The organism is Candidatus Clostridium eludens (genome assembly GCF_045310515.1).
GTDB lineage: Bacteria > Bacillota > Clostridia > Clostridiales > Clostridiaceae > Clostridium_B > Clostridium_B eludens.
The window spans coordinates 104,153-128,425 of the sequence record NZ_JBJHZX010000008.1; the positions used below are offsets into that span (position 1 = coordinate 104,153).

General features: G+C 30.0%; 19 protein-coding genes and 3 pseudogenes. 9 read left to right on the plus strand and 13 right to left on the minus strand.

The genetic code is table 11. The features are described from left to right. Positions 1-96 precede the first annotated feature (96 nt). Positions 97-240, minus strand: coding sequence for a hypothetical protein (locus ACJDU8_RS07445; protein WP_406791519.1), 144 nt, complete (start codon positions 238-240; stop codon positions 97-99). Between the two features lie 83 nt (positions 241-323). Between ACJDU8_RS07445 and ACJDU8_RS07450 the strand changes: the two genes are divergently transcribed. Then, positions 324-515 (plus strand): hypothetical protein, encoded by a 192-nt coding sequence (locus ACJDU8_RS07450; protein WP_406791520.1) that lies wholly within the window; start codon positions 324-326, stop codon positions 513-515. Positions 516-616: 101 nt separating this feature from the next. On the opposite strand, the gene ACJDU8_RS07455 is transcribed toward ACJDU8_RS07450, so the two are convergent. Together ACJDU8_RS07455 and ACJDU8_RS07460 are read right to left on the minus strand one after the other, a co-directional pair. Next, on the minus strand, positions 617-988 hold the full coding sequence (locus tag ACJDU8_RS07455; RefSeq protein ID WP_406791521.1) for a hypothetical protein: 372 nt from the start codon (positions 986-988) through the stop codon (positions 617-619). A 653-nt stretch (positions 989-1,641) separates the two neighbouring features. Then, positions 1,642-2,838, minus strand: coding sequence for a DNA polymerase IV (locus ACJDU8_RS07460; protein WP_406791522.1), 1,197 nt, complete (start codon positions 2,836-2,838; stop codon positions 1,642-1,644). Between the two features lie 335 nt (positions 2,839-3,173). Here ACJDU8_RS07460 and ACJDU8_RS07465 point away from each other — a divergent pair, with 335 nt between their 5' ends. From ACJDU8_RS07465 to ACJDU8_RS07480, 4 genes and pseudogenes are all read left to right on the plus strand, one after another. Further along, positions 3,174-4,280 (plus strand): AI-2E family transporter, encoded by a 1,107-nt coding sequence (locus tag ACJDU8_RS07465; protein WP_406791523.1) that lies wholly within the window; start codon positions 3,174-3,176, stop codon positions 4,278-4,280. Positions 4,281-4,980: 700 nt separating this feature from the next. Next, positions 4,981-5,820 (plus strand): cell wall-binding repeat-containing protein, encoded by an 840-nt coding sequence (locus tag ACJDU8_RS07470; RefSeq protein WP_406791541.1) that lies wholly within the window; start codon positions 4,981-4,983, stop codon positions 5,818-5,820. 61 nt (positions 5,821-5,881) lie between these two features. Further along, on the plus strand, positions 5,882-6,730 hold the full coding sequence (locus ACJDU8_RS07475; RefSeq protein ID WP_406791524.1) for a hypothetical protein: 849 nt from the start codon (positions 5,882-5,884) through the stop codon (positions 6,728-6,730). 260 nt (positions 6,731-6,990) lie between these two features. Continuing rightward, a pseudogene (locus tag ACJDU8_RS07480) lies at positions 6,991-7,538 on the plus strand (YhfC family glutamic-type intramembrane protease). A 127-nt stretch (positions 7,539-7,665) separates the two neighbouring features. On the opposite strand, the gene ACJDU8_RS07485 reads toward ACJDU8_RS07480, so the two are convergent. Together ACJDU8_RS07485 and ACJDU8_RS07490 are read right to left on the minus strand one after the other, a co-directional pair. Continuing rightward, complete coding sequence (locus ACJDU8_RS07485; protein WP_406791525.1) at positions 7,666-8,676, minus strand: glycerophosphodiester phosphodiesterase; 1,011 nt, start codon at positions 8,674-8,676, stop codon at positions 7,666-7,668. Between the two features lie 154 nt (positions 8,677-8,830). Beyond that, complete coding sequence (locus tag ACJDU8_RS07490) at positions 8,831-9,694, minus strand: polysaccharide deacetylase family protein (RefSeq protein ID WP_406791526.1); 864 nt, start codon at positions 9,692-9,694, stop codon at positions 8,831-8,833. A 285-nt stretch (positions 9,695-9,979) separates the two neighbouring features. On the opposite strand from ACJDU8_RS07490, the gene ACJDU8_RS07495 reads away from it, so the two are divergent. Continuing rightward, on the plus strand, positions 9,980-10,723 hold the full coding sequence (locus tag ACJDU8_RS07495) for a hypothetical protein (protein WP_406791527.1): 744 nt from the start codon (positions 9,980-9,982) through the stop codon (positions 10,721-10,723). A gap of 411 nt (positions 10,724-11,134) precedes the next feature. Next, positions 11,135-11,629 (plus strand): YibE/F family protein, encoded by a 495-nt coding sequence (locus ACJDU8_RS07500; RefSeq protein ID WP_406791528.1) that lies wholly within the window; start codon positions 11,135-11,137, stop codon positions 11,627-11,629. Positions 11,630-11,729: 100 nt separating this feature from the next. Here the strand turns inward: ACJDU8_RS07500 and ACJDU8_RS07505 are convergent, their stop codons facing one another. The 7 genes and pseudogenes from ACJDU8_RS07505 to ACJDU8_RS07535 form a co-directional block, all read right to left on the minus strand. Next, a complete protein-coding gene (locus ACJDU8_RS07505; RefSeq protein WP_406791542.1) occupies positions 11,730-12,935 on the minus strand; it encodes an FtsW/RodA/SpoVE family cell cycle protein in 1,206 nt (401 codons plus the stop codon). A 79-nt stretch (positions 12,936-13,014) separates the two neighbouring features. Then, a complete protein-coding gene (locus ACJDU8_RS07510; protein WP_406791529.1) occupies positions 13,015-13,830 on the minus strand; it encodes an undecaprenyl-diphosphate phosphatase in 816 nt (271 codons plus the stop codon). A 359-nt stretch (positions 13,831-14,189) separates the two neighbouring features. Beyond that, positions 14,190-15,299 (minus strand): rod shape-determining protein RodA, encoded by a 1,110-nt coding sequence (gene rodA / locus ACJDU8_RS07515; protein WP_406791530.1) that lies wholly within the window; start codon positions 15,297-15,299, stop codon positions 14,190-14,192. A gap of 129 nt (positions 15,300-15,428) precedes the next feature. Then, the gene (locus ACJDU8_RS07520; protein ID WP_406791531.1) at positions 15,429-16,103 is read right to left on the minus strand and encodes a polysaccharide deacetylase family protein; all 675 of its coding nucleotides are present in this window, start codon (positions 16,101-16,103) and stop codon (positions 15,429-15,431) included. A gap of 1,128 nt (positions 16,104-17,231) precedes the next feature. Then, on the minus strand, positions 17,232-17,612 hold the full coding sequence (locus tag ACJDU8_RS07525; protein ID WP_406791532.1) for a hypothetical protein: 381 nt from the start codon (positions 17,610-17,612) through the stop codon (positions 17,232-17,234). A 79-nt stretch (positions 17,613-17,691) separates the two neighbouring features. Continuing rightward, positions 17,692-18,741, minus strand: coding sequence for a C40 family peptidase (locus ACJDU8_RS07530; protein ID WP_406791533.1), 1,050 nt, complete (start codon positions 18,739-18,741; stop codon positions 17,692-17,694). A 156-nt stretch (positions 18,742-18,897) separates the two neighbouring features. Then, positions 18,898-19,154 (minus strand): annotated as a pseudogene (locus tag ACJDU8_RS07535) (sporulation membrane protein YtaF); the annotation flags it as partial. 351 nt (positions 19,155-19,505) lie between these two features. Here ACJDU8_RS07535 and ACJDU8_RS07540 point away from each other — a divergent pair. After that, entirely contained in the window at positions 19,506-21,068 is a 1,563-nt protein-coding gene (locus ACJDU8_RS07540; RefSeq protein WP_406791534.1) for an N-acetylmuramoyl-L-alanine amidase, read from the plus strand. Positions 21,069-21,775: 707 nt separating this feature from the next. Beyond that, positions 21,776-22,813, plus strand: coding sequence for a S1C family serine protease (locus tag ACJDU8_RS07545; RefSeq protein ID WP_406791535.1), 1,038 nt, complete (start codon positions 21,776-21,778; stop codon positions 22,811-22,813). Positions 22,814-23,315: 502 nt separating this feature from the next. Here ACJDU8_RS07545 and ACJDU8_RS07550 read toward each other — a convergent pair. Continuing rightward, positions 23,316-24,200 (minus strand): annotated as a pseudogene (locus ACJDU8_RS07550) (NRAMP family divalent metal transporter); the annotation flags it as partial. Between the last annotated feature and the right edge of the window lie 73 nt (positions 24,201-24,273).

Consider the following 24,273-nt stretch of genomic DNA (forward strand, 5'->3'; position numbering starts at 1 on the left):
GCTTCATAAATTGTTTGATTTTTAAGTTTCTACATTAAGTTAGGGGATTATCAATATAAACCATTTATCTATTCTATCTTAACTAATGTAATTATATCATAAATCTTCTGTGAAAGCCTGACCACTACTGTTATCAATTCCAGTAAAAGTGTCGTCTTTACTCAATAGTAAGAGTAATCCATATGGTCTTCTGGTATCGATTATTTTCCCTACCTTTTTACTTGAAATAATTTCTATCACTTTGTACCACCTATTTGTATATCCTAGAATTAAGAGCATATTTTTTTATATGGCTACTATCATTTATGAAAGGTGGTTGCGTTATGTCTTCCAAAACTGATAAAATCATAGATTCCGTACTCAACTCTTATGACTTTGAAAGAATATCTGACTTAACTAAAGAACAATTTTCTGAAATTCTTTCAAAAATATTTAATGGTTCTCTCGCAGATAGCACTCTTACTCGAAGAACATCAGAATCAAGCCATCATCACAGTCATAGACATAAACATTAGCCAGATATTAACTGTTCTTGAACTTGCTATTCAAGAGCAGCCTCTTTTTTATCTAAATCATCAATGGAGAAAGGAGAACATTATGCACATGGATAATTGTACTAGTTCCATGAATTAAGATAACTATGTGCAATAGATTTGAGAATAGAGTTATCAACACAACCAAAAATTTCAATAAGTGTAACTTGATTATTTTTTTCTTTATGATAGAGCTTAAGTTGTTTACGCCCTTTTTGTAAGTCTATTAATAGAGCTAAGTCTTCTCCAAAACCCTCAAGTCTCTTTGTTCCTTTTGGATAGCTTGACGTAAATCCTGATGAAAGATATTTATCTAATAATGAATAACTTGATCTAAAGTTTGGCTGTACTAGTCTTGTCATATCTTCATCAAATGACTGCCTGACAACTAATTTATCACCTTTTTTATTTATAAAAAGTTCATAATATACAGGTGGCATATCTACAACTTTCATATCATCATTTTCTATATATACGTTACATTTAGAAATAATACCTATTCCTTTTATTCTATTCCATCCATCTATAGCGTCAGGTATACGTATAGGGAATTTGGTTAACTGTTTTGTTTCTAATAGATTTATTGTTTTATTTTTTTGTATTATATTATAAAATTCCTAGAGAGGTGTGTAAAAATTCGAGAAATCTTGTTTTTCATTTCTAGTTATTATAACAACACCTGACCAAACAAACTTATTATAAGCAAATCCTAGAGCAAATAATGATAAAAGTGTAATTAAAACTATCACTGGAATTAAAGTCAATTTTCTATATGTATATTTACGTTTTTTACTACTAAAACTATTATTCCATATATATTAGATTAATACTTTTTCAAAAACAAATAAATCCTCCCCAAAAGGAGGAAAATTATAAGAATTACAAAATAAAATGTTGATTTTTCAAGCATTAAGCCCTTCAAACTGCATATTATAATAATATAAATATGGCTTTCCACATACTATATAAAATCATATAAAATATTATGGTTAAACCATTTATAACAGCACAGAAAAAATAATAACCACAAGGATATATAATATTTTATAACTTATTTTTGACGAATTTTTGACGGCAAAACATACTCCAGTTTAAAACTAAACTGGAGTCATTTTTTCTTCATCAATATTGCACGATTAATTATTGAAGAACCATATTTTTGACGTATATCATTAATAGCGGTTTCCAGCTTATCTATTTTGTCTACGCCATTTCTTTCATGTTCTACTTCTAACATGTTAAATATTGATATCTGTTCACTATCATTATCCTTGGCAAACCCGCTAAGGCTTATTCCTAATAACCGTACTGGCAATTGCGTATTCCAGTTTTTTTGAAGCATTTCAATTCCAGCAGAATAAATTTCTTTTACCAAACAAGTTGTAGGTATAGTTGTTTGACGGGTAATGGATTGAAAGTTAGAATATTTAATACTAACTTGTACTGTACGTCCTTTTTTATTATGCCTGCGGGCAGTCATCCCAACTTCATCAGAAAGCTTCATCAAAATAATTTTTGCACTCTCTATATCTGAGATATCATGAGGTAATGTGACTGATTTTCCAATTGATTTTATGTCATCCTGTAAGTGAGGCTTTATCTGTGAAATATCAATTCCATTAGCAAGTTGGTGAATTTCACCTCCTGTTTTACCAAGTTTTTTTATAATATAACTTCTATCAAAATGTGCAAGCTCACCTATAGTTTTAATTTTCATTTTTTCAAGCTTTTGTGCGGTCTGTTTTCCTACTCCATACATAAATTGGATTGGTAATGGCCATAACTTATGTTCAATATCTTTTTTCCACAGCTCCGTAATGCCTAATGGCTTTTTCATTTCAGAAGCCATCTTTGCCAAGAACTTGTTTTCAGATATACCTATAGAACATTTCAATCCTAGTTCATTATTAATATGTTCCATAACCCGTTTTGCACATTCATATGGTTTTCCAAATATTCTTTCACATCCAGTCATGTCAATCCATGCTTCATCAATACTATTTTGCTCAATAGCAGGGGTATATCCTGAAAGTATATTCATAACCTGCCTGGATTTATATTTATAAAACTTATGATCTGGAGGAATAATTATCATGTCTGGACAAAGTTTCAAAGCTTGATGCAATACCATAGTTGTCTTAACTCCAAATTTCCTAGCTTCATAATTTGCAGTTAAAATAATACCTCTCCGATTTTCAGGATCTCCCGCTACAGCAGCAGGTTTATCAACAATTTCAGGATGCCGTGTAGATTCACAGCTTATGAAAAAAGCATTCATGTCTACAAGAAAAATTATTCTACTCATAGTTACACCTACTTGTTTCAAAAATCTATTTTCAAATTTATGTATATACACATTATTTACACTTATATTTATTATAAATCAGTTAAATAAATTTAGATAGCATATCTTAGTCTTAACTCCTTATTTTCAGGGGTTATCTGAAAGACCCAACCAGCTGACAAGTTCTTTATAATACATTGCATTTTTAAAATTAAGGAGTTACAAATGTTTTTGCTTTGTTTAGAGTTTCTGGTTATAATCTAGATATAAATTGTATAAATTCACCTAATTCTAGAGTTTTTATAGAGAAACACGCTTATACCATTAATGAAATTAGAAAAACATGTATTTTCTATATGCTGAGAAATATTACAATTACATTATACAAAAGGAGGCAAATATATTTGTTTATTAATAGCCTAAAAAGCATCTTTAAACTTGAAACTACTCAAAAAATTATAGCCATATCATTTATCATTATAATTTTGTACTTTCTTCGTAGTTCTATACACTTAATATTATTCACTTTTCTATTTTCTTATTTAATATATACCATGAATAAAGTTGTTGGCAGATTATTATGTAAGTTAACCCCGCTAATACGAAAGTTATTTTCTGTGATGATATATATTACTTTAATATTATCCATTATTTTATTACTGTATAATTATATTCCTAAAGCTATAGATCAGGTTGCTACATTAGTTATACAAATAACAAATATAAATCTAAATTTAAATAGTAATAATAAAGTTATAGAATTTATTAAATCATATATTGAAAATTGGAATATACCTCAAATAATTCAAAAATACAGTAATACACTACTAAGTACAATTTCCGATATAGGCCAATTTAGCTTAAACGTAATTCTCGCATTAGTATTAAGTATAGTCTTTAACATGGAAAGGGGAAATCTGGGAGAAGCATTTAATAATGCAGAGGAGAGCAGTAACCTAAGCATATTTAAATATCTTAAATCCTATGGAAAAAGTTTTACAGATTCATTTGGTAAAGTCATAAGGACTCAACTAATCATAGGACTTTTTGATGCCACACTTTCAGCAATTGGTCTGGTAATACTCGGCTTTCCACAAGTATTAGGCTTAGGTCTAATGATATTTGTTTTAGTGCAAATTCCTGTAGTTGGCATAATGATTGCACTTGCACCACTTTCTTTAATTGCTTTTCAAATAGGTGGTTTTGTAAAAATATTTCAAGTATTAATGATGGTGGTGATACTCCATTTAATTGAGAATTATGTATTAATACCCAAGCTCATGTCAGATAGTACAAAAATTCCGAAATTTTTAGTGTTTGTTGTTTTAATATTATCAGAAAAATACATGGGTTTGTGGGGGCTTTTACTTGGTATACCGTTATTTATGTTTGTACTGGACATATTTAATATTAAGCTGCAGAAGACTACACAAAGGATTGAAAAAGTTAAAAGTATGCAATAATAATTATCAATATACACTTGGTAATATTAATAACTGAAAAAAATGGAGGGCAGTCCAAATATCTTAAATGATGTTGGTTTGATAAATATAGCTGAGTAGTATGGGTAAGTCCATAAGCCGAGTTCTGTATTATATTTATGTAGTAAAAATATATAAAATTAAATTCAAACAAATCTTTGATAAACATTGATATACCTACGGTTGCAGTTATATACGTTCTATAAAATAAAAATATGTAGACATAAGGTTTTTTATCTTAGTATGGCAATAGTATGGCAAATTTACTTCTTGCCATACTATTTAGTTATCGGAGTTTCTACATTTTAGGAGTGTCTAAATTATAAAAAAAATAGGAAGACTTCAAAAGGAATACACTGAAGATGAAAAATTAGAGATAAAAAAAGTATATAAAAAAGCCCACAACCCCAATGAAATGGGCCCTATGTCAAGGACATTTTGAAAAAAGCTAGGCAATTATACGCTGGTTTCTGTATTGAGCAGGAGCCAGTTTTTTTAATCCCCACTGAATTGAGTAATATAAGAAATTGTTTGCGGATAAGCCTTGACTTTGTTGTGGAAAAATGTTAAGAAAGCGTAAATTATGAGAAATATATCAAATTTCATGGTAAGATGTAGTGGACAAACTTGTTAAGGAAATGAATATATTGTTTAATAGAAAAAACTTTATACTATTTATTTGTTGTTTTCTATCCTTGCTTTTTGTATCTACATTCAGGGTTGCAGCTGCTCCAGCAACTCAGAGGTTTGGAGGAATGATAGGTATGAGACTTCAATACAGATTTCCCAAAGTAATTGGAAACGATCAGATTATGTTGTAATAGTGTCGGGAGAAAATTTTCCTGATGCCCTTTGTGCAGCACCTCTAGCAAAGAAATATAATGCACCTATTTTATTAACACAGAGTAATAGCGTAAGCGATAGTGCACAACAAGAAATACAAAGATTGAATGCTAAAAATGCATTTATAATAGAGGAAACTAGTGTAGTACACCAAAGTGTTCAAAATCAATTAAGTAGTCTTAATATAAGTTGTACTAGGATCCAGGGGCAAGACAAATATGAAACTAGTGTAAAAGTAGCTCAAATTATAGGTACAAGCAATGGCATAGTGATTGCATCAGGAGAAAATTTCCCGGATGCGGTATCTGTAGCGCCTATTACTGCGGCAAAGCAGATGCCTATACTTCTCACAACATCTGATAACTTACCAGATAGTGTTAAAAACTTTATTAATAACAATAATATTAGTAAATATTATGTAGTTGGAGGAACTTCTGCTATAAGTGACAGTTCTATAAATGCTCTTAATAACTGTAAAAGATTAAGTGGAGATGATAGGTACGGCACAAATTCCGCAATAATAAATGAATTTTCAGATAGCATACATTTTACTAATACATATTTAGCAAATGGGGAAGGTTTTGCGGATGCTTTATCTGGTTCTGCGGCTGCAGCAATAACGTCTTCTCCTATTATTTTAGTAAATGGTTCTTCTAACACTAAGGAGCCTATAGTCTAATTTAAATGCTATATCTACAGTCAATATATTTGGTGGTAGCGCTGTTATACCAGATACTTTAGTGCAAAGTCTTTTTTTGTGTACAACATCTAGTGGTACACCAACACCTAGCACAACAGCATCCAATACAACAACACCTAGCACAGCAGCATCCAGTACACCAACACCTAGCACAACAACAGGACAAGCTAATAATCCAGTATTTATGGGAACGGATGCGAATTTTACATGGATATGGGAGCTTCAAGATGATGTAAATAACTATGGAAGTATAGATAACTTAATATCAAAATTAAAATCTCTAGGAATAACAAATGTATGTATTAAATACCATGAAGGTTCAAGTCCCATAGGAGGAGGTGTAAACTATAGAGACTCATTTCTAAAATATGTAAAAAATTTTAAAGATGCAGGATTTAAAGTAGGTACATGGGGTTACAATTACTTTAATTATGTTGAAGATGAAGCTAGTTTGATAAATGAAGCTCTTGACAATAGTGATTATTATATCTTTGATGCGGAAAGTGATGTTGCAGGTAAAACAAGTCAGACAGAAGAAATATGTGAACTTGTAAGGAGTAAACATCCTAATGCTATTATAGGTTATACCACTTTCCCTATAGCAAGTTATCATCAAGACATACCTTATTCAATTTTTAATAAATATTGTAATTTTGTCTCTCCTCAATGTTATTGGTGCGAAATGCAGTGGTCAATTAATAACTGCATAGATAAAATGTTAAGTGATTACAAAAATTATAATCTGAACAATCCGATATACCCTAGTATACAAACTTACAATATTAGTTTAGACGATTATAATGCCTATGCCAAATATAATTTTAATAATACTGGTTATTGGGATTTTGATGAAATGGATAGTAACTTTTATAAGTTTAAAAATAATTAATAAAGATAAAAAAGTATAGTAATGATCATTAAATTTATGTCTTGAAAGGAAGATATTTTAATTGTATACATGAAAATATGTCTAACATAATACATATGAATTTAGTTTAGGAGAGAAGGGTTACACCAATGAGAGTTCTCTTTTTAGGTGCTTAAGACCTATCCTCAAATAATTGTTCTACTATACGATTGTTAAAGGAAAAATCGTGAGGATAAAAAACATCCAACTTTACAATTAAACGCCAAATGGAGGTATAAATTATGGTCAGCAATTTATCTATAGTGCTACTAGTTTTTTCTGCTGCATTGTCAGTAGCATTCCCTGCAATATTACTAATATATTACAGGAAAAGGGAGAAAATATCTTTTAGACCCGTTATTGTAGGAGCATTAATTTGGTTTGCGTTTACCCAAATGTTAGAAAAAACTCTACATATATTTGTTATGAATACAATGCTTATTAAATACCCTCTTTTATTTTCCATATATGGCGCTTTAACAGCAGGTATCTTTGAGGAAGTTGGAAGATTTACTGCATTTAAGATTTTTCTCAAGAATAAGAGAGAATGGAAGAATGGCATGGCTTTGGAATTGGACATGGTGGATTTGAAGCCCTACTAATAGGACTGGTGAGCAATGTGCAGTATATAATATATGCAAGTATGCTAAACTCAGGCACTTTGGAAAGTTCATTTGCTGGAAGGTTATCTGCTGCTCAAGTCAAATCATTGAAGGTTTCATTAACTTCTCCATCTTATCTATTTGCAAATAGTAAAATCAAAAAGAATATTTTTCAAGGTAGATCTTAAATAGTTAAAAATAAGTAAGGATGTAGTTTCATAGTAATAACTATACAAAATGAAAATTTTGTATAGTTATTATGTGTGCAAACACTATTTCAAGGCAGAATTTAGCACCTTCTAGGTAGTTAGCCTTCTATAATTTGTATGTCCTATTACTTGCCTTATGCACTGGTTTGATATGCTGATTTGAATTAAATGTCTTTTTTAAAGATTTTATATCATTGGGATAGAAAGTATCAGAATATATAAAATCTACACCTAAATTTAAGGCCTTATTTAATTCTAAAGGGGTATCAACTGTCCAACAGAACACTTTTAGGCCATCTCTATGTGCCTGCTGTACAATTTTTTTATTTAGATAGTCAATATTAGAATCAACTCCTGTAAAGCCAAATGATTTTATATAATTATAACCATATATTATACTTTGTGGATCTACCATGGGCATTAAGATAATTTGTTTATCTTTACTGCGCAAATACTCTAAATATTTATAGTTAAATGCATGAACTAACAACTTTTTCTCATCACCATATTTATATATAATTTTTAAAAATGTATTCAAGTCCCTATTTTCTTCACTAAGATACTTAATATCAAATACTGGTATGAGATTATCCTTTCTACACTCTACAAGTGCATCTTTAAATCTAGGCAATCTCAAGTCAGGATAGGAGGATATATTAGCTCCTTTGTTAACTATAAGCCTATCTATTTGATGCGAACTCTTTGTTGTTATTAGGCCATGTCCATTTGTGGTTCTATCAAGCATTCCATCATGCAATAAATACAGTGTACCATCAGATGATGAGCATATATCTAATTCTACACCCCAATAGCCTATCTTAGCTGCTTCGTCAATTGCAGGAATAGAATTTTCTGGTGCAATACTACTTGCACCACGGTGAGCCACTAAAGTTGGTTTACTCAAATTTACAAAATTATACCTTTGTTTTATTCTTACATCTGCTAAACTATTATAAGTATCTTTGTTACTAACTAATTTTAACTTCCCATTTGTCATTACATGGGAAACTTTTGAAAAATCCTTGTAAGTATTACCATGATTTGATACTGCGATATTTGTTCCTAGAGTTAATATGACTAGTGAAATAATAATTGTTGCTATTATTTTCTTATACATAGTATCATCCCCATAAATATAATTGCAACCATACTCTTATTATACATTAACATATATCAAAAATTAAATATTTTGTCGGAAAAATCTATTGAAAACATCCTATTAGTCTCCAAACTGATTATATACTCAACTACAAATGTATTGATGTTATACTTTACTTTAATGTTTCAAATATATATCCTTTTGATCTAAAATATTCTATTACTTCAGGAAGTGCTTGTACTGTGGTAGCTTTAGTAGATGCATCATGCATTAGCACAACTAGATGTTCCTGATTAGAATATCGCTCTACAGTACTAACTAGTTTATCTACAGGTACTCTATTATATTCAGCATCACCCGTTAAATCATTCCAATCAACATAACTATATCCGTTTTCTTTGGCTTCTTCTCTAAATGGTTCTAATTTTTTTCCAAAAGAACCTCCAGGAAATCTTATAAGTTTTGAATTATAATTATTGCCTAGAATAGACTTTAATATATCATTACATTTATTTACATCGTTTATAAAAACTTTTGGATCTGAGTATATGTAATTCATGTCATGAGAATAGGTATGATTGGCAACCGTATGACCTTCTGCTACTTCCTCTTTTACAATATCTTTATTTTTTTCTGCATTTTTCCCAATTAAAAAAAATGTAGCTTTTATGTTATAATCCTTTAATATCTTTAGTATTTGCGGAGTATTGTTAGGTGAAGGCCCATCATCAAATGTTAAATAAACTACCTTCCTTCCGTCCGGTTTATATGGATTAAATTCACTTGTATCCGTACCCTTTATATTAGCAGCTTGTACTTTAGTTTTCTTATTATCCATATATTTTCCAGCTTTTATTTTAGTAGTTGCCATAGTATCAGCCTTTATTTTATATGACTTTGTACTAGATATTCTGTCACCTGAAATGAATCCCACCAAAGATAAAAACAAAAATGCTGATACAAGTATTAATATATTTTTCTTATTTTTTTTAGTCCTTCTTCTTTTAGTTCTCCTATACATTTTGTATTGTGGCACAATATATCATCCCTTCGATTTTTACTAGTGGGAATTATGAAATATACAACTTATGCAGCTCATTAAATTTCTGACAATTAATAGCGAATTTTACACCATATTCCCCTTACCTAAGTAATAGTTCTCCATAAATTTTTATATTCCTGCTGAATTCTACAAAAGTAAGAATTAAATTTATCAAAAAAATCACGATAAGGATAGTGAGGATTCTGTATTTTAGTTATAGTATATATCCTAGATTCTCTTTAACTATAATATATACATAAGAATAGGAGATTTTAAATTATGATTAAATATATTAAATTATTGATAAGTATTTTCCTCATTTTTTTACTTATAACAGTTATATTTATATCTACAACATCTGCCAGTATTAGAAGAAATAATCCCAACATTAACATACCTAACTTTAATTTAAGTAACAATGATATAAAATACGATAAACATAGTATTTCCACCTATAGTATTACCCGTAAAAAAGTACTGGATAAAGCATATGAGATGACTAAAGTTAGATGGAGCCCTAAATATAATCTATTTGATAAATACGGCCACTACACTTTCATAAAGGGCAAAATATACTATGGAATACCATACAGTATGTCCTATTATCAAACAACTTCTATTGGTGATTTTTTATCAAAAATAAGCAATTCTAAAATTATATACGGAAATGATTGTGCTGGTTTCGTAAGTGCATGCTGGGAAATACATAGACAAACTACCCTTTCCTTACTTGATGCTGTTAAATATCATAATAAAATTGATGGAAAAACCATAAATGAGATTTCGTGGCAAGATTTAAAACCTGGAGATGCCCTGTTGGTTGATAATGGTAAAGGCAAAGGACATATTATAATGTATATTAATACAAACCAAAAAAATAGCAATGAATTAAATGTGTATGAACAAAACATACAAACTATAGTTCCTTTTATATCTGTTCCCACAGCAAGGAGAGATATACGGCTTAAAAGTAACCTCATAAAGGATGGCTATATTCCAATTAGATTGATGACATTAACTTAATACTTACTTGAAAAAATTTTAGTTACTACAATCCGGTTTATAACAAATGATAAAATCTTTGACAAATACCTCGGAAAATTATGACATTCTCCGATTCCTATAGAAGTTAAGTCTAAGCTTATAATCTTCTTTCAAGTTAAAAATCAGGTAATAAACAATTTAATTTTCTCATATAAATAGTTAAGTAAATTACAATAGTAAAAGGAGATGTTAAAATTGTTTGCCAAAGAAAGTAAGAAAGCCTTCTTTTACCTGGTGATTTTTTTCTTTTTTATTATACAAAGCATAATTCCTTCAAAAGTATTTGCAGATGATGATTGAAAAGCCATAAATACAGATTCTATTAGAGCTAAAGTTGTACAAATAGTATCTATTAAAAAAGAGAATGTTAATGCAGGTGATAAAAATATTGTGGTAGAAGAACAGACATTAAAAATACAAATTTTAAGTGGAAAACATGAAGGTGAGAATGTTATTATAAAAAATACAGTAGATCCATCTAAGCAGGGAAACTTAGTTTTTAACAAGGGAGACCAGGTATTCCTATCCATAAGTGAAGATAGTAATGGTAATATAACCTCATCTAATATCTATCAGGTTGCAAGAGACAAGCCCTTAACTTATTTACTTATATTGTTTATTCTTTCTATGATATTAATTGGTGGAGGCAAAGGATTTAAGTCCATAATAACATTAGCATTTACCTGTTTTATGATAATAAAGGTGTTCTTGAATCTAATTTTACAAGGGTGTAATCCTACAATTATTTCCGTATTTGTTTGTATTGTTATAACTATTATATCTTTGATTATCATAGGAGGAATAAATCGTAAAACAATTTTAGCCATCATTGGGACAAGTAGTGGAGTAGTCATATCTGGAATTATATCATTTAAAGCAACTTGAGAAATAAAATATAAGCAACATTATTTCATTCATAAACCAGTAATCTTATAATAATTTATTACAGAGCTAAAAAAGTAATATACTGCTCATAGTACTTTTTCTATAATACTTCATCCTCTGATATTTTTTGAATAATACCTAACGAAAAAAAGACACTCAACATGGAACTTCCTCCATAGCTTATTAGAGGAAGAGTAATTCCTGTAAGAGGAATTAAATTTATAACCCCACCTGTTATAACTAATACCTGAGATGCTATCATTGCACTATAACCCACTACTAAAAGTCTCAGAAAAATACTTTTTTGGTATAGTGCAGCTCTTATACATCGGTAAAATAATAAGAAATTTATTATTATTATTGCAAATCCCATTAGGATGCCAAGTTCTTCACAAATTACTGCAAAAATAAAATCTGTATAATTAACTGGTACAAATTCTGGGTGTCCAAGGCCAAGACCTACCCCTGTAAAACCTCCTGACGCAATAGAAATCATGGATTGAACAATCTGATAACCTATATTATTAGCATAAGGCCAGGGATTTTTCCAAATTAGCACTCTTACTCTCACATGTGCAAATAATTTATAACTTATTACGCAGCCAATTGCAAACAATATAAGGGAAGTTACCATATACCTTAATTTTGAAGTTGCTATAAACAGCATGGTAACTGATACACAAAATATAATTAAGCTAAATCCCAGGGATTTTTGAATTAATGTAAATGCAAAGCATATTGCTACAACAATAGCTGGCATTATTAAATGTCTAAAGCTTCTATAATCCTTTAATTCGGAAGCCAGGTATAGTACTAAAAACAATTTACCAAACTCTGAAGGTTGAAAACTATATCCTTGTATTATAATCCAACTTTTAGATCCATTTATCTCTTTACCGAAAAAAGTTGCCATAGCCATAAATATTATAGTAGCTACACAGTAGCAATACTTATACTTGCTGAATCCTTCTAAATCCGGAAAAAGAACGACTATCAAAATAAATTCTGTTACACCAACTGCAAACCAAATTACCTGTCTGACTGAATATGCTATGTTTATCCTATAAAGTATGACCATTCCTATAATTGACAATATACTAGAAAAAATAAATATATACTTATCCCCATCGGGAAAAAACTTTCTAATAACAAAGTAAGAGTATCCTATAAGCAAACATATACATCCAGCCATTATTATAGCCATTTTATCAAAAGGCTGTTTAAGTATTGATAAATTTATAAAACATATAAAACATAGACAATATGTATACCTTAAAAGTCTTTTTTCATCTCTCCTACTTTGCAAATTGGATTTCAACAATATTCACCACCTTATTTAGTTATCTAAGTTTCTGGAGAATTTTCAAAATTGTATACTACACTTCTTATGATAAGTGAAAAATTAAAACTGCTATACCAACTATCCAGCAATAGTAAGAGAAAGGAAGCATTGCATTAATTTCTTTCTTTTTGAACCAGCGCATCAATAACAAGACACTAATAAATGCAAATATTCCAGCTACTACTCCTCCTAATATAGACATCTGAAGTAATCCCTGAGTTCCTGATTTTATAATTTTAGGAACTTCTAATATTCCTGCTCCTGCAATGATTGGAGTAGCAAGAAGCATAGAAAACCGTGCGCTCTCTTCATGCTCTAATCCCATCCAAAATCCTGCTGTCATACTTGCTCCGGATCTAGAGAAGCCTGGAATGAGAGCCAAGGACTGAAAAAAGCCTACAATTGCTGCTTCGCCATAGGTTAAGTCTTCAATTTCCTTTTTCCCTTTGGAGTGCATCTTTTCTCCAAAATATAAAAGTATACCATTTAGTATCAAAAAAGCAGCTGTAATGCTTATATTACTAAATAAACTCATTAATTTCTTTTCAAAAACAAACCCTATTACAGTTGCTGGCAATGTACCAACTAGTATAAGTCCGAGTAATTTTTTTGAATTCCTACTATTAAAAATTGATTTAATAATATCAATCCAATCCTGCCTAAAGAAGATTAAAAGTGCTACAGTTGTACCTAAATGCATCATTACTACAAATGGAAGAAAGTTTACTTTTAAGAATTGAGGACTAAGTTTCCATCCTAAAATGTATGGTGTCAACACGGAATGTGCAACACTACTAATCGGAAATAATTCAGTAATTCCTTGAATTATTGCAAGAATTATAGTTTGTAAAATAGTCATATTTATATTCCTTTCTAAAAATAAATGATTTTCGTTGAGTTTTTGACACTAGTATTTTAACCACATACTATAAATAAGGCCTGAGTATGCCAGAAACATGTTCTTTTATAGATAAGCAATATGAAAACTTGGTTCAAATATTAATAAACCAAGGTATTTTCAGTGATTTTTACTTTATTAAAGTTGTTTACCTATAATAAATTTTAAGGGTGCTATAATCTTATAAGTGAAAATTTTCAATATATAATGCTAATAAATCTTATACAAAAATCCATCAAAGCATTTTGTTTCATTACCCAATATCAAAACACTTTGATAGATTTTATATCTTAAAATATGTCCATTAATTACATATAAAATTAAACATTAAAATATCTTCGCATATTTACATTTAAAACTAATGCTAACGAAATGAAATTAGCTAAAATGGAACTTCCTCCATAACTCACAAATGGAAGAGTTATTCCTGCAATAGGCATAATTCCAATGGTCATGCCAATATTTTGAAACACAGAAAAAATAAAGGACGCTGCTACACCAATACATATAAATCTTCCCAAAATATCCTTTGATTGAGTTGATGATCTTATGATTCTATATACTAGTACACCATAGGCGGCTATAAGTACTGCAGAGCCAATGAATCCCCATTCCTCCCCAATCACTGAAAATATAAAGTCTGTATGTATTTCAGGAATATATCCACCAGATGACTGCAGTCCTTTTAAAAAGCCTGTCCCGATTAATCCGCCAGAACCTATTCCCGTCACAGATTGCGTAAGCTGAAAACTAATATCCTGTTGATAAGCTCCTGGATTAATAAAAGAGGTTATTCTCTGCTTTTGATAATCTTTTAGAATACCACTAAACCAAATAAGGATACTCAATGGTATAGATGCTATGATACCCGTTACTATAGCCTTTAAATTTAGACCGGAAGCAAAAAAAATGCAGAAAACTATAAATAAACATACTAATGCCATACCTAAGTTAGGTTGTATTACAATTAAAACAATGGGTATAAAAGCGTATAAGAATAAAATTAGAAAATTTCTTAAATTATTTATGTTACACTCCATTTCTTCTAATTTTTTTGCAATAATTAATATCAGCCCTATTTTTACAAATTCGCCTGGTTCTATAGCTCTGCTTCCTATTCTGATCCATGAAGATGCACCTTTTATTGCTTTACTGGTTATGTCATTAAATAATAAAACTCCAACACCACCCCAATATATTACGTTGGCATATCGAACTATAACTCTATAATCAACAATTAAAATTAAAAAAACTACAACTATACCTAATAGTAGCCATATTAGCTGCAATTTAGCATAGTAATAGCCATATTGATTATGTGTAGCACTAAAAATATTCATTACGCCAAAACAAGCTATGGCAACTATGATAGATAACATAGTTACATCTAAATTTCTGTATGTTTTTTTATTTATTAAAAATTTTTGCATTTTATCCTCCAGGAAACTTTAAGATAATTAGATTATAATATATTAGCTGACTTTTATCTTTAATTATATATGTATATTTTATTAAATTTTACGGAATCTTTTTAGTATCAATAGAGCCTGAAATAGCCTTTATAAGTCCTTGACAAGAATAAATCTGTATCCTTTTCTCTTAAGAACAGGTAAAACAGTTTGAAGGGCTCTTATTGTTTTTGTAGGCGAATTTTTCGAGCCCCTACCATCGTGTAATAATATGATGTCACCAGACTTTATATTATTTATAAGTTTCTTTTTTATGTAATCTTCAGTTACCCATCTACTCCAATCCATGGCATGAATGGACCAAAGAATAATCTTTAAATTATTAGCATTAGCATAATAATATGTTAATGGATTAAATATTCCCCATGGAGGTCTAAAAAATTTAATTTTTATTCCTAAATGATCCATAATATTTAAAGCTTCAGAAAAATTTTTTCGTGTTTGATATGGCGATGAAAAAATCGCATTCATATGCTTTAAAGAATGAAGCCCAATGTAATGCCCCTCACTTTCAATACGCTTAATTATATCAGGATACTTTTGTGCATTTTCTGCAAGAACAAAAAATGTGCATTTTATATCATTTTTTTTAAGTACATCTAGAAGTTTTGGTGTATACTCAGGATTAGGGCCATCATCAAAAGTTAAAGCAATAACATTACCCTTTGTGGGAGCTTTTTTAATTATCTTGTTTGAAAAACTTCTATAGTATAAGCTGGGTGCTATCGTATAACCTACAATCAAAGAAAATATATCCAAATTCATACTAACCACTCCTCTTTGTGAGCATATATAAAATGTGTCTATGGTTCTAATAATATACTAAATAAAAGTATAATTATCATCTAACCTATATTGTTTTGTTATGTATCTGTATATTTTATTTAGTTTAGAGCCTACTAAATAACTTAGGTATTATATTATAAAAATAGAAATTATTCAAAACAATTTTTGGAACTATAATAATTTTTAAAAACATATACATATAAAAGTTCTATAGATATTAAGATATGTGTCTGGACAAGGACAATTATACCGTTCCTATCTGGATAAATGGATTGTTATGTTTTTTACTTTTCAGTCCCAATCCTTTAACACGGCTGAAGATGGCCACATACTATAAAGTCGTTAACTCTAATCTTTTGACCAATAAAAATTTAGAATTGTCTAGAAACAAAGAGCTGATACCGAATTAAGTAAAATAAGATGTTTCTACCAGAAACATGAATAAGTAATAAATATTATAATACGAATAATAATTTATTTTGGAAAGTATATGTGGAAAGTAAAGTTACGAAATGAGATTTAAGGAAAAAACTTTAAATACTATTTCAGGGGTGATTTGGATAATAATCATCTTGTATCGAGTTTTAAGAATATAGTGATAGTTAGTATATTTAAGCATTACTAAAAAACGTATACATTTTATGTAAAACAGATGAATTCTGAAAGTATTTTTTAGTTGGCTAATTATATTTGATATCAAAGTATTGTCAGGTATCCCTTATTATATTCTTGTTAAGTGACAAGCTCATTATATCATTTTTTTGTATGATGGTACAAGAGGTTCTAATCAATACAGGATCAGAAGGGGTGAGTAAATTTATTATCCTCAATATTACTTATTATAAACATTAATTCTACATCATTTGAGGAAACTGTAGAATATTGTATATTATTTACAAGTATTGTTTTATTCGATCCGACTAAAGAGTCTGTGATACCTAATGACCTCATCAAATTGGTTCTTTCCTCATCCGAGTAACTACTGTCAACAGTATCTATAAGAGTTTCAACTGTAAGCAGAATATCAGATTCGGACTTAATCGTGCCATCACCGTTTCCAAGCAGCGTAATATACCTAATACTAGAATCTTTTTTATTAATTATTCCTTAGATATCTATATTATTATTAATCATATACTTAAAACTATTCTGTACAGTACCAACTTGTATGGCCAAGCTGTTTATTTTGAAACTTAACCCAAACTTTTGTGCAGACGTATTAAATTTATATTGAAACTCACTAATATTGTTGAATATTCTATATATTGGCTCCTGTTGTAAATTTATAACTTTAGTGTTTGATTTAGTGCCAGTACTTACTGACCTTAATGTTTGGGTTAGCTTATTGGTGGATGAGTTATGAGATTTTTCAACTTTACTAAAATCATATACTATAAAGGCAATTATTACAATTAGTATTATAATAGCAAGGTATCTTAATCTTTTTTCCCTGATATCTTGTTTTTTAGCATTTTCTTTATTTTCCATTTATAATCATCCCCCCTTTTTGATCATAATTTGTCTAAATGAAATTACAACACCTAGTACTTGGTACCTCCTATTTATTTTATTTAATTCTCTGCGCAGATGTATAATCATACAACGTTGCTATTTTTACTACATCGCCTGTATGAGGTGCTTCTACATATTTTCCATTTCCTATGTACATACCTACATGATAGGCAGGATTACCCCAGAAAACTAAATCACCAGGCTGCAAATCATTTACGTCTAGTATCTTCGTGCCAAAATTTTGCTGATCCTGTGATACCCTAGGTATGCTAATTCCAAAATGACCATATACATATTGTACAAATCCAGAGCAGTCAAATCCAGAAGGGGTCGTGCCTCCCCATACATACGGAACACCAAGAAAAGATAAGGCATAATCCACAATACTATTTCCTGTATTCATAATTGAGTTGTCTGTATTACCTGAATTTACATCTTTATTCTGAACTATCATCTTATCTAAATCACCGATAAGTTTTTCTTCATTTTCCTTCTGCATTTTCAGTACATCTGTTTCATCAGATACCTTTTTTGTAAGCTTGTCTAGTTCTGATTTATCGGAATTTAATTTTTTAGTCTTATTTTGTAGGATATCTTTATTTGCCTCTAAGGTTTCTATATTCTTACGATCCCAATCCATTAGTTTTTTTACAAGGTATGTATTTGAAACCAGATCTGTGAAATTCTTTGAATCCAGAATAACATTAAGGTAAGATTCATCACACCCGTTTACATATAGTGCCCTAATCCTTTGATTTGATATAGCATTAAGATCATTTATATTTTTAGATATATAAGCAATAGATTGTACATTTTCCGAGATATCCGAATTAAGTTTTTTTAAGTTTTCTTTATAGCTATTTAGAGCAGTAATATTGGATTCTATATTGCTGTCCTGAATCTCTATTTGTTTTTCAATGTTAGTTTTTTGGTTTGTTATATTTAAAGTGTCCTCATCTAAATTTGAAATATTATTAGTTACATTTGAAGTATTACTTATATTGGAAATATTATACTCTTCAATGGGACTAGCACCGGCATGAAATGTTATAGTGCTTACTATTCCCAGAATTATGACTGCATGCCATAAATTTTTTCTAATCATTTCTACGCCCCCTTCAGAAGTCAATTATAAGTATAACATAATAGATGGAATAAAATTTGTTAATTTTATAGGAACTTGTTGAATATCTGAAAGAGAAAGGATATAAAAAAATATATATTATTCTTAATAACGCTGGAGTTCATCATGCAAAAATGCTAAATTCGATTTTTCGACATATTCAATCATGTCATGAATATTTTTCAAGGCAAGTTCTTTTGACCTGGTGTTATTTATGGGGTTTAATATGCTCCAATTGACATGGATAAAGAGGTTCCGGTAGATGTTACAACTGCCATTATAAGGTTTGCAATCATACTCACATTTATTTTCTTTATTCCGTAAGCCATTCCTACAACTACATTATCCAGATTAGAGGATAAGCTAAACAATAATGCAGATAAAAGCAATACCATAAGTGTTTCGTTAAGGAACTGCATTATGCTTGAAACTGTACTCCAAGTAATTGGTTTGTGAGTTATATGAGAGTTAAGTACCTGATGTTATTGCTTTATGTAGGAGAGATAATCATAAGGTAGTTGCGACCAACCGCAAATCCAATTACTCATTTTGGAAGTATATGCTAGGTGTCCTATTGTATTTAGACAATTGTCCAATCAAAGTACCCATTAAAGAATAAGACTAGAGTGTTTTCATTCTAGTTGCTGGACAAAATGAGAAAAATGTTAAAAGAGCGTGAACTATGAGAAACATATCAAATTTCATGGTAAGATGTAGTTGACAAACTTGTTAAGGAGATGAGTATATTGCTTAACGCAAAAAAACTGGTACTATTCATTTGTTGCTTTTTATTTTTACTTTTTGTATCTACATGCAAGGTTACAGCTGCTCCATCAACTGAGAGATTTGGCGGTGACGATAGGTATGACACTTCCATACAGATTTCCAAAAATAATTGGAATCAGTCAGACTATGTTGTAATAGTTTCAGGAGAAAATTTTCCAGATGCCCTGTGTGCAGCACCCTTAGCAAAGAAATATAATTCACCTATCTTGTTAACACAAAATAATAGCTTAGATGATAGTGTATTGCAAGAGATACAAAGATTGAATGCCAAAAATGCATTTATAATAGGAGGAACTAGTGTAGTATCTCAAAATATTGAAGGGCAATTAAATAATCTTAATATACATTGTACTAGAATTGAAGGACAAGATAGATATGAAACTAGTGTAAAAGTATCTCAAATTATAGGCACAAGTAATGGGGTAGTGATTGCATCAGGAGAAAATTTTCCAGATGCCATATCTGTAGCCCCTATTGCTGCCGCAAATCAGATGCCTATACTTCTCACAACATCTGATAGATTACCAGATAGTGTTAAAAACTTTATTAGTAACAATAATATCAGTAAATATTATGTAGTTGGGGGAACTTCTGCTATAAGCGACAATGCTATAAGTAACCTTAATAATTATAAACGGTTAAGTGGGGATGATAGGTACGGCACAAATTCTGCAATAGTAAATGAATTTATAGATAGCATTCATTTTAACCATACATATTTAGCAAATGGGGAAGGTTTTGCAGATGCCTTATCTGGTTCTGCGGCTGCAGCAATGACATCTTCTCCTATTATTTTATTAAATAGTTCTAATACTAAGGAACCTATAATTCAATCTAATTTAAATGCTATATCTACCGTTGATATATTAGGTGGTAGTGCTGCTATACCAGATACGTTAGTACAAAATCTTTTATTTACCACTACATCAGTACCTAGTGAAGCATCATCACCTAGTACGACATCATCATCAATAATTATATGCATAGATCCTGGACATGGTGGTTATGATTCTGGAGCTGTTGGTCCAACGGGAACACTTGAAAAAAATGTAACTTTAGCTGTAGCATTAAAAGTTGGAAAAATACTTGAAAGCAATAATGTACAAGTAATATATACTAGAACTAGTGACAATGTGCCATGGCCCTCTGATGTAGCAGAAGATCTTCAAATGCGCTGTGATATATCTAATAATAGTGGTGCTAATTACTTCGTATGTATACATGCCAATAGCGCAGATGATCCAACTGTGGGGGGAACAGAGACTTATTACTTTGATGGAAGTACAGCAGGTGAGAAGCTTGCACAATCCATCCAGGAGGAACTTGTCAAAACTACAGGCTTACAAGATAGAGGAATAAAGACAGCAGATTATTATGTCTTAAAAAATACGAATTCACCAGCAATACTTACAGAACTTGCATTTATAAGCAATCCAAAAGAAGAGGCTCTTTTAGCCAGTGATAACTTTCAGAATGAATGTGCACAGGCTATAGCTGCTGGTATAATGGAAAATATACACTAGTAGTGGTGTTAGTATAATATTGTATCCACCAATTAACTTAATGGATAGTGATGCTGCCAAGGTACGGCTTTCAGAAGGGGATCATGTAGAGCTTTGGATGTAATTAAAAGTATAAGAGGTAAACTTATTCTTTAATATAATAGCTACGAAAAGAGTAGAAAATGGTTCAAGACTATTACTGTAAGTTAGCAGCAATTTAAAGTAAAGAAATAAGCACATACTTATGGGAACCACTGAAAAAGTGTCTTCATATCACTTAAAAAACCGTAGGTAATGATATGCTCCCCTTGTGCAAGATGAAGCTACACTATAGTAGATTTATTTTAAGATGTAATCAATATATGAGCGCTGCTATAAATTATTGACATTATAAAATTTACCCCTTATAGTTTAAAATAAACAAGATATAATGGCTGTATAATATTTAAGATTATATATAATAATATCTTATGCCCTAGCTATCAGAAGCAAAAATCTTGCTGGGTAATGCTAATATATAACTAAGAATATTTAGAGGTAACTCCATCACTTCATTTAGATAATTAATTATAAATAGTAAAGATGATTTTAAAAAATTATAGATAAAGTGTTTGGACAATTTTAGAAATACAATGTTTAATAATACAGAAAAGGATAAATCTATAAATCTATAAATCTATTACATTAAATAGTAGGTTTAATAACTAAATTTAATAAGAGGTGATGCTATGTTTAATAAGAAAAAATTCCTTATTCCAGTGATAACAATATTTACTTCATTTTTATTTAATCCCATGAATGTTTATGCTTCAGCTTATGATGGCACAATCAATTCTTCATATCAGTCATCCTTAACTGATATCGTGGATAAAAATATTAATGCAATTGCATTAGTTGAAGTAAAGGATGCTAATAATACACTAACCGCGACAGCAAGCGGATGCATAATCACACCTTCGGGGGAACTTATTACCAATTATCATGTAATTGACAGTGCTTATTATATAGACGTTATAATGGAAGATGGTACAAAATATGATGTAAAAGGTGTTCTAGGTTATAGCAAGAGTAATGATTTAGCTATATTACAGCTAAATAATGCAAACAATTTACCTACTATCCCATTAGGCTATTCCTCATCCTTGAAAATTGGACAAGAAATTATTACAATTGGTTCACCTGATGGCTTAGAGAATACGGTTTCCACTGGAATAATAAGTGGATTAAATAGAAACAATGGTAGAGACGGTACGGACATCCAAATTAGTGCTCCTACTGCATTTGGTTCTAGTGGAGGAGCTTTAATAGATATGAGTGGACAACTTATCGGTATCACTTATTCAGCAGTTACGGGTTCAGGAGATTTAAATTTTGCTATTCCTATTAATGATGTAAAGCCTCTTTTAAATGTTACAAAGTTAACAGCATTGTCAGAACTAGGAGGCTCAAGCACATCAAATTCCGATACAACTACTACCCCAACAGTTGCTTGTTTTCCTCAACTTTCAGATGTTCCTATGCCAGATGAGATTACATATGCTTATTCATCGAGTAATGGAAAAACAATTTCTTATTATTATAAAACCAAAATACCAGATGATGTTTTTAGTTCTTATATCTCATTATTGTACAATAATGGATGGAATTTTATAAAGTACGATATAAATCAAAAAGGTAATTTCGTTTTTTATTGTTCTAATGGAAGCCATGAAATTTCTATTGAATTAGGCCAAAGCGAATCAATCATAAGTGGAGAAATTCATTAGAATATTCAAAAGATGCTCCATCTACTTTACAAATGATTTTTCATTGTAATTACTAAAATTCAGTTTTAGTTAATTACAGCAATTATGCAAATTTTATAAAGTGACTAAAACCAATATGTTTAAAACTTATATCTTTTTAACTAAATAGGAAAACTATTTGGAAATTATGTGAGAACTACCAGGTTTACAAAAAATGCTAACTCTATGCTAAATAATCCATAATAATCAATAACAGAAACTTCGGCCTAGTCTTAAGCTGGAGTTTTTGCTTTGCATAAATAGATAATCCATAAACAGCTAAATATTTAGTTGTAATAGAATGTAATAAAGATTTTGTTTAATAGTCATAAATCTATTGTAAAATATTATTAAATAACACATTGTTTTGTCTGATTATTAATACGTACTAAAAAATAGAACTAGAGTATTTTTTACTCTAGTTAATAAACAAAATTTGAATGTTACAACATAAAATAGTTACATATAATAAAAAAATAAATAGCTAAATAATCTTATCCAAAATTGGAGATATAAATAAAATTATTGAAAGAACAGCAATAAAAACAACTGTAATCCAAATTATAATATTTTGTAACTTATTGTTAACGTATTGTCCCATAAGTTCTTTGTTATTAGTAAGTAAAACCATGAATACTAATATCACAGGGCATAGGATACCTGCAAGTTGCTGGGTAACAAGCATTAGACCTACTAGTGAGATTTTAGGAATTAGTACTAAAATTGCACTTGTAAAAATCATAAAACCTGTAATTCCGTAAAATGCAGGTGCATCTTTATATGAATTATTCATTCCACTTTCAAATCCAAAAGACTCACATATAGCATATGCAGTTGATAACGGAATGACCATTGTTGCTAGAACAGATGCTCCAAAAAGTCCAGCTCCAAAAAGAATAGTAGCATAGTTGCCTACCAATGGCTTTAACGCAAGTGCAGCTTGGTCAGCACTGCCTATAGTTATGCCAGCCTTAAAAAGTGTAACAGCAGTACATACAATTATAAAAAAAGATACCAAGTCTCCCCATAGAGTACCTAAATAAACATCCAGCTTTTCATATTTAAGTTCTTTTATATTTAATCCTTTATCAACAATTGAGGACTGTAAATAAAATTGCATATATGGAGTTATAGTTGTTCCTATCATACCTATAAATGTTAGTATGAATCCCTTATCAAACTTTAAGGTAGGAGTAACTGTAGCTTTAAGTACTTCATTCCAGTTTGGTTTAACTGCGAAACAAGTTATTATATATGAAAAAAATACAAATGTAAAAGCTAAAAACACCTTTTCTGTTTTACTATAGGAACCTTTTGTTAAGATAAACCATATAACAAAAGCCATTACAGGAACAGCTATATACCCTGACGTATGGACAGTTTAATGTAAATTAATGTATAAAACATTTACAGGATAAAATTATGTAGAAAACCGCCTTAAA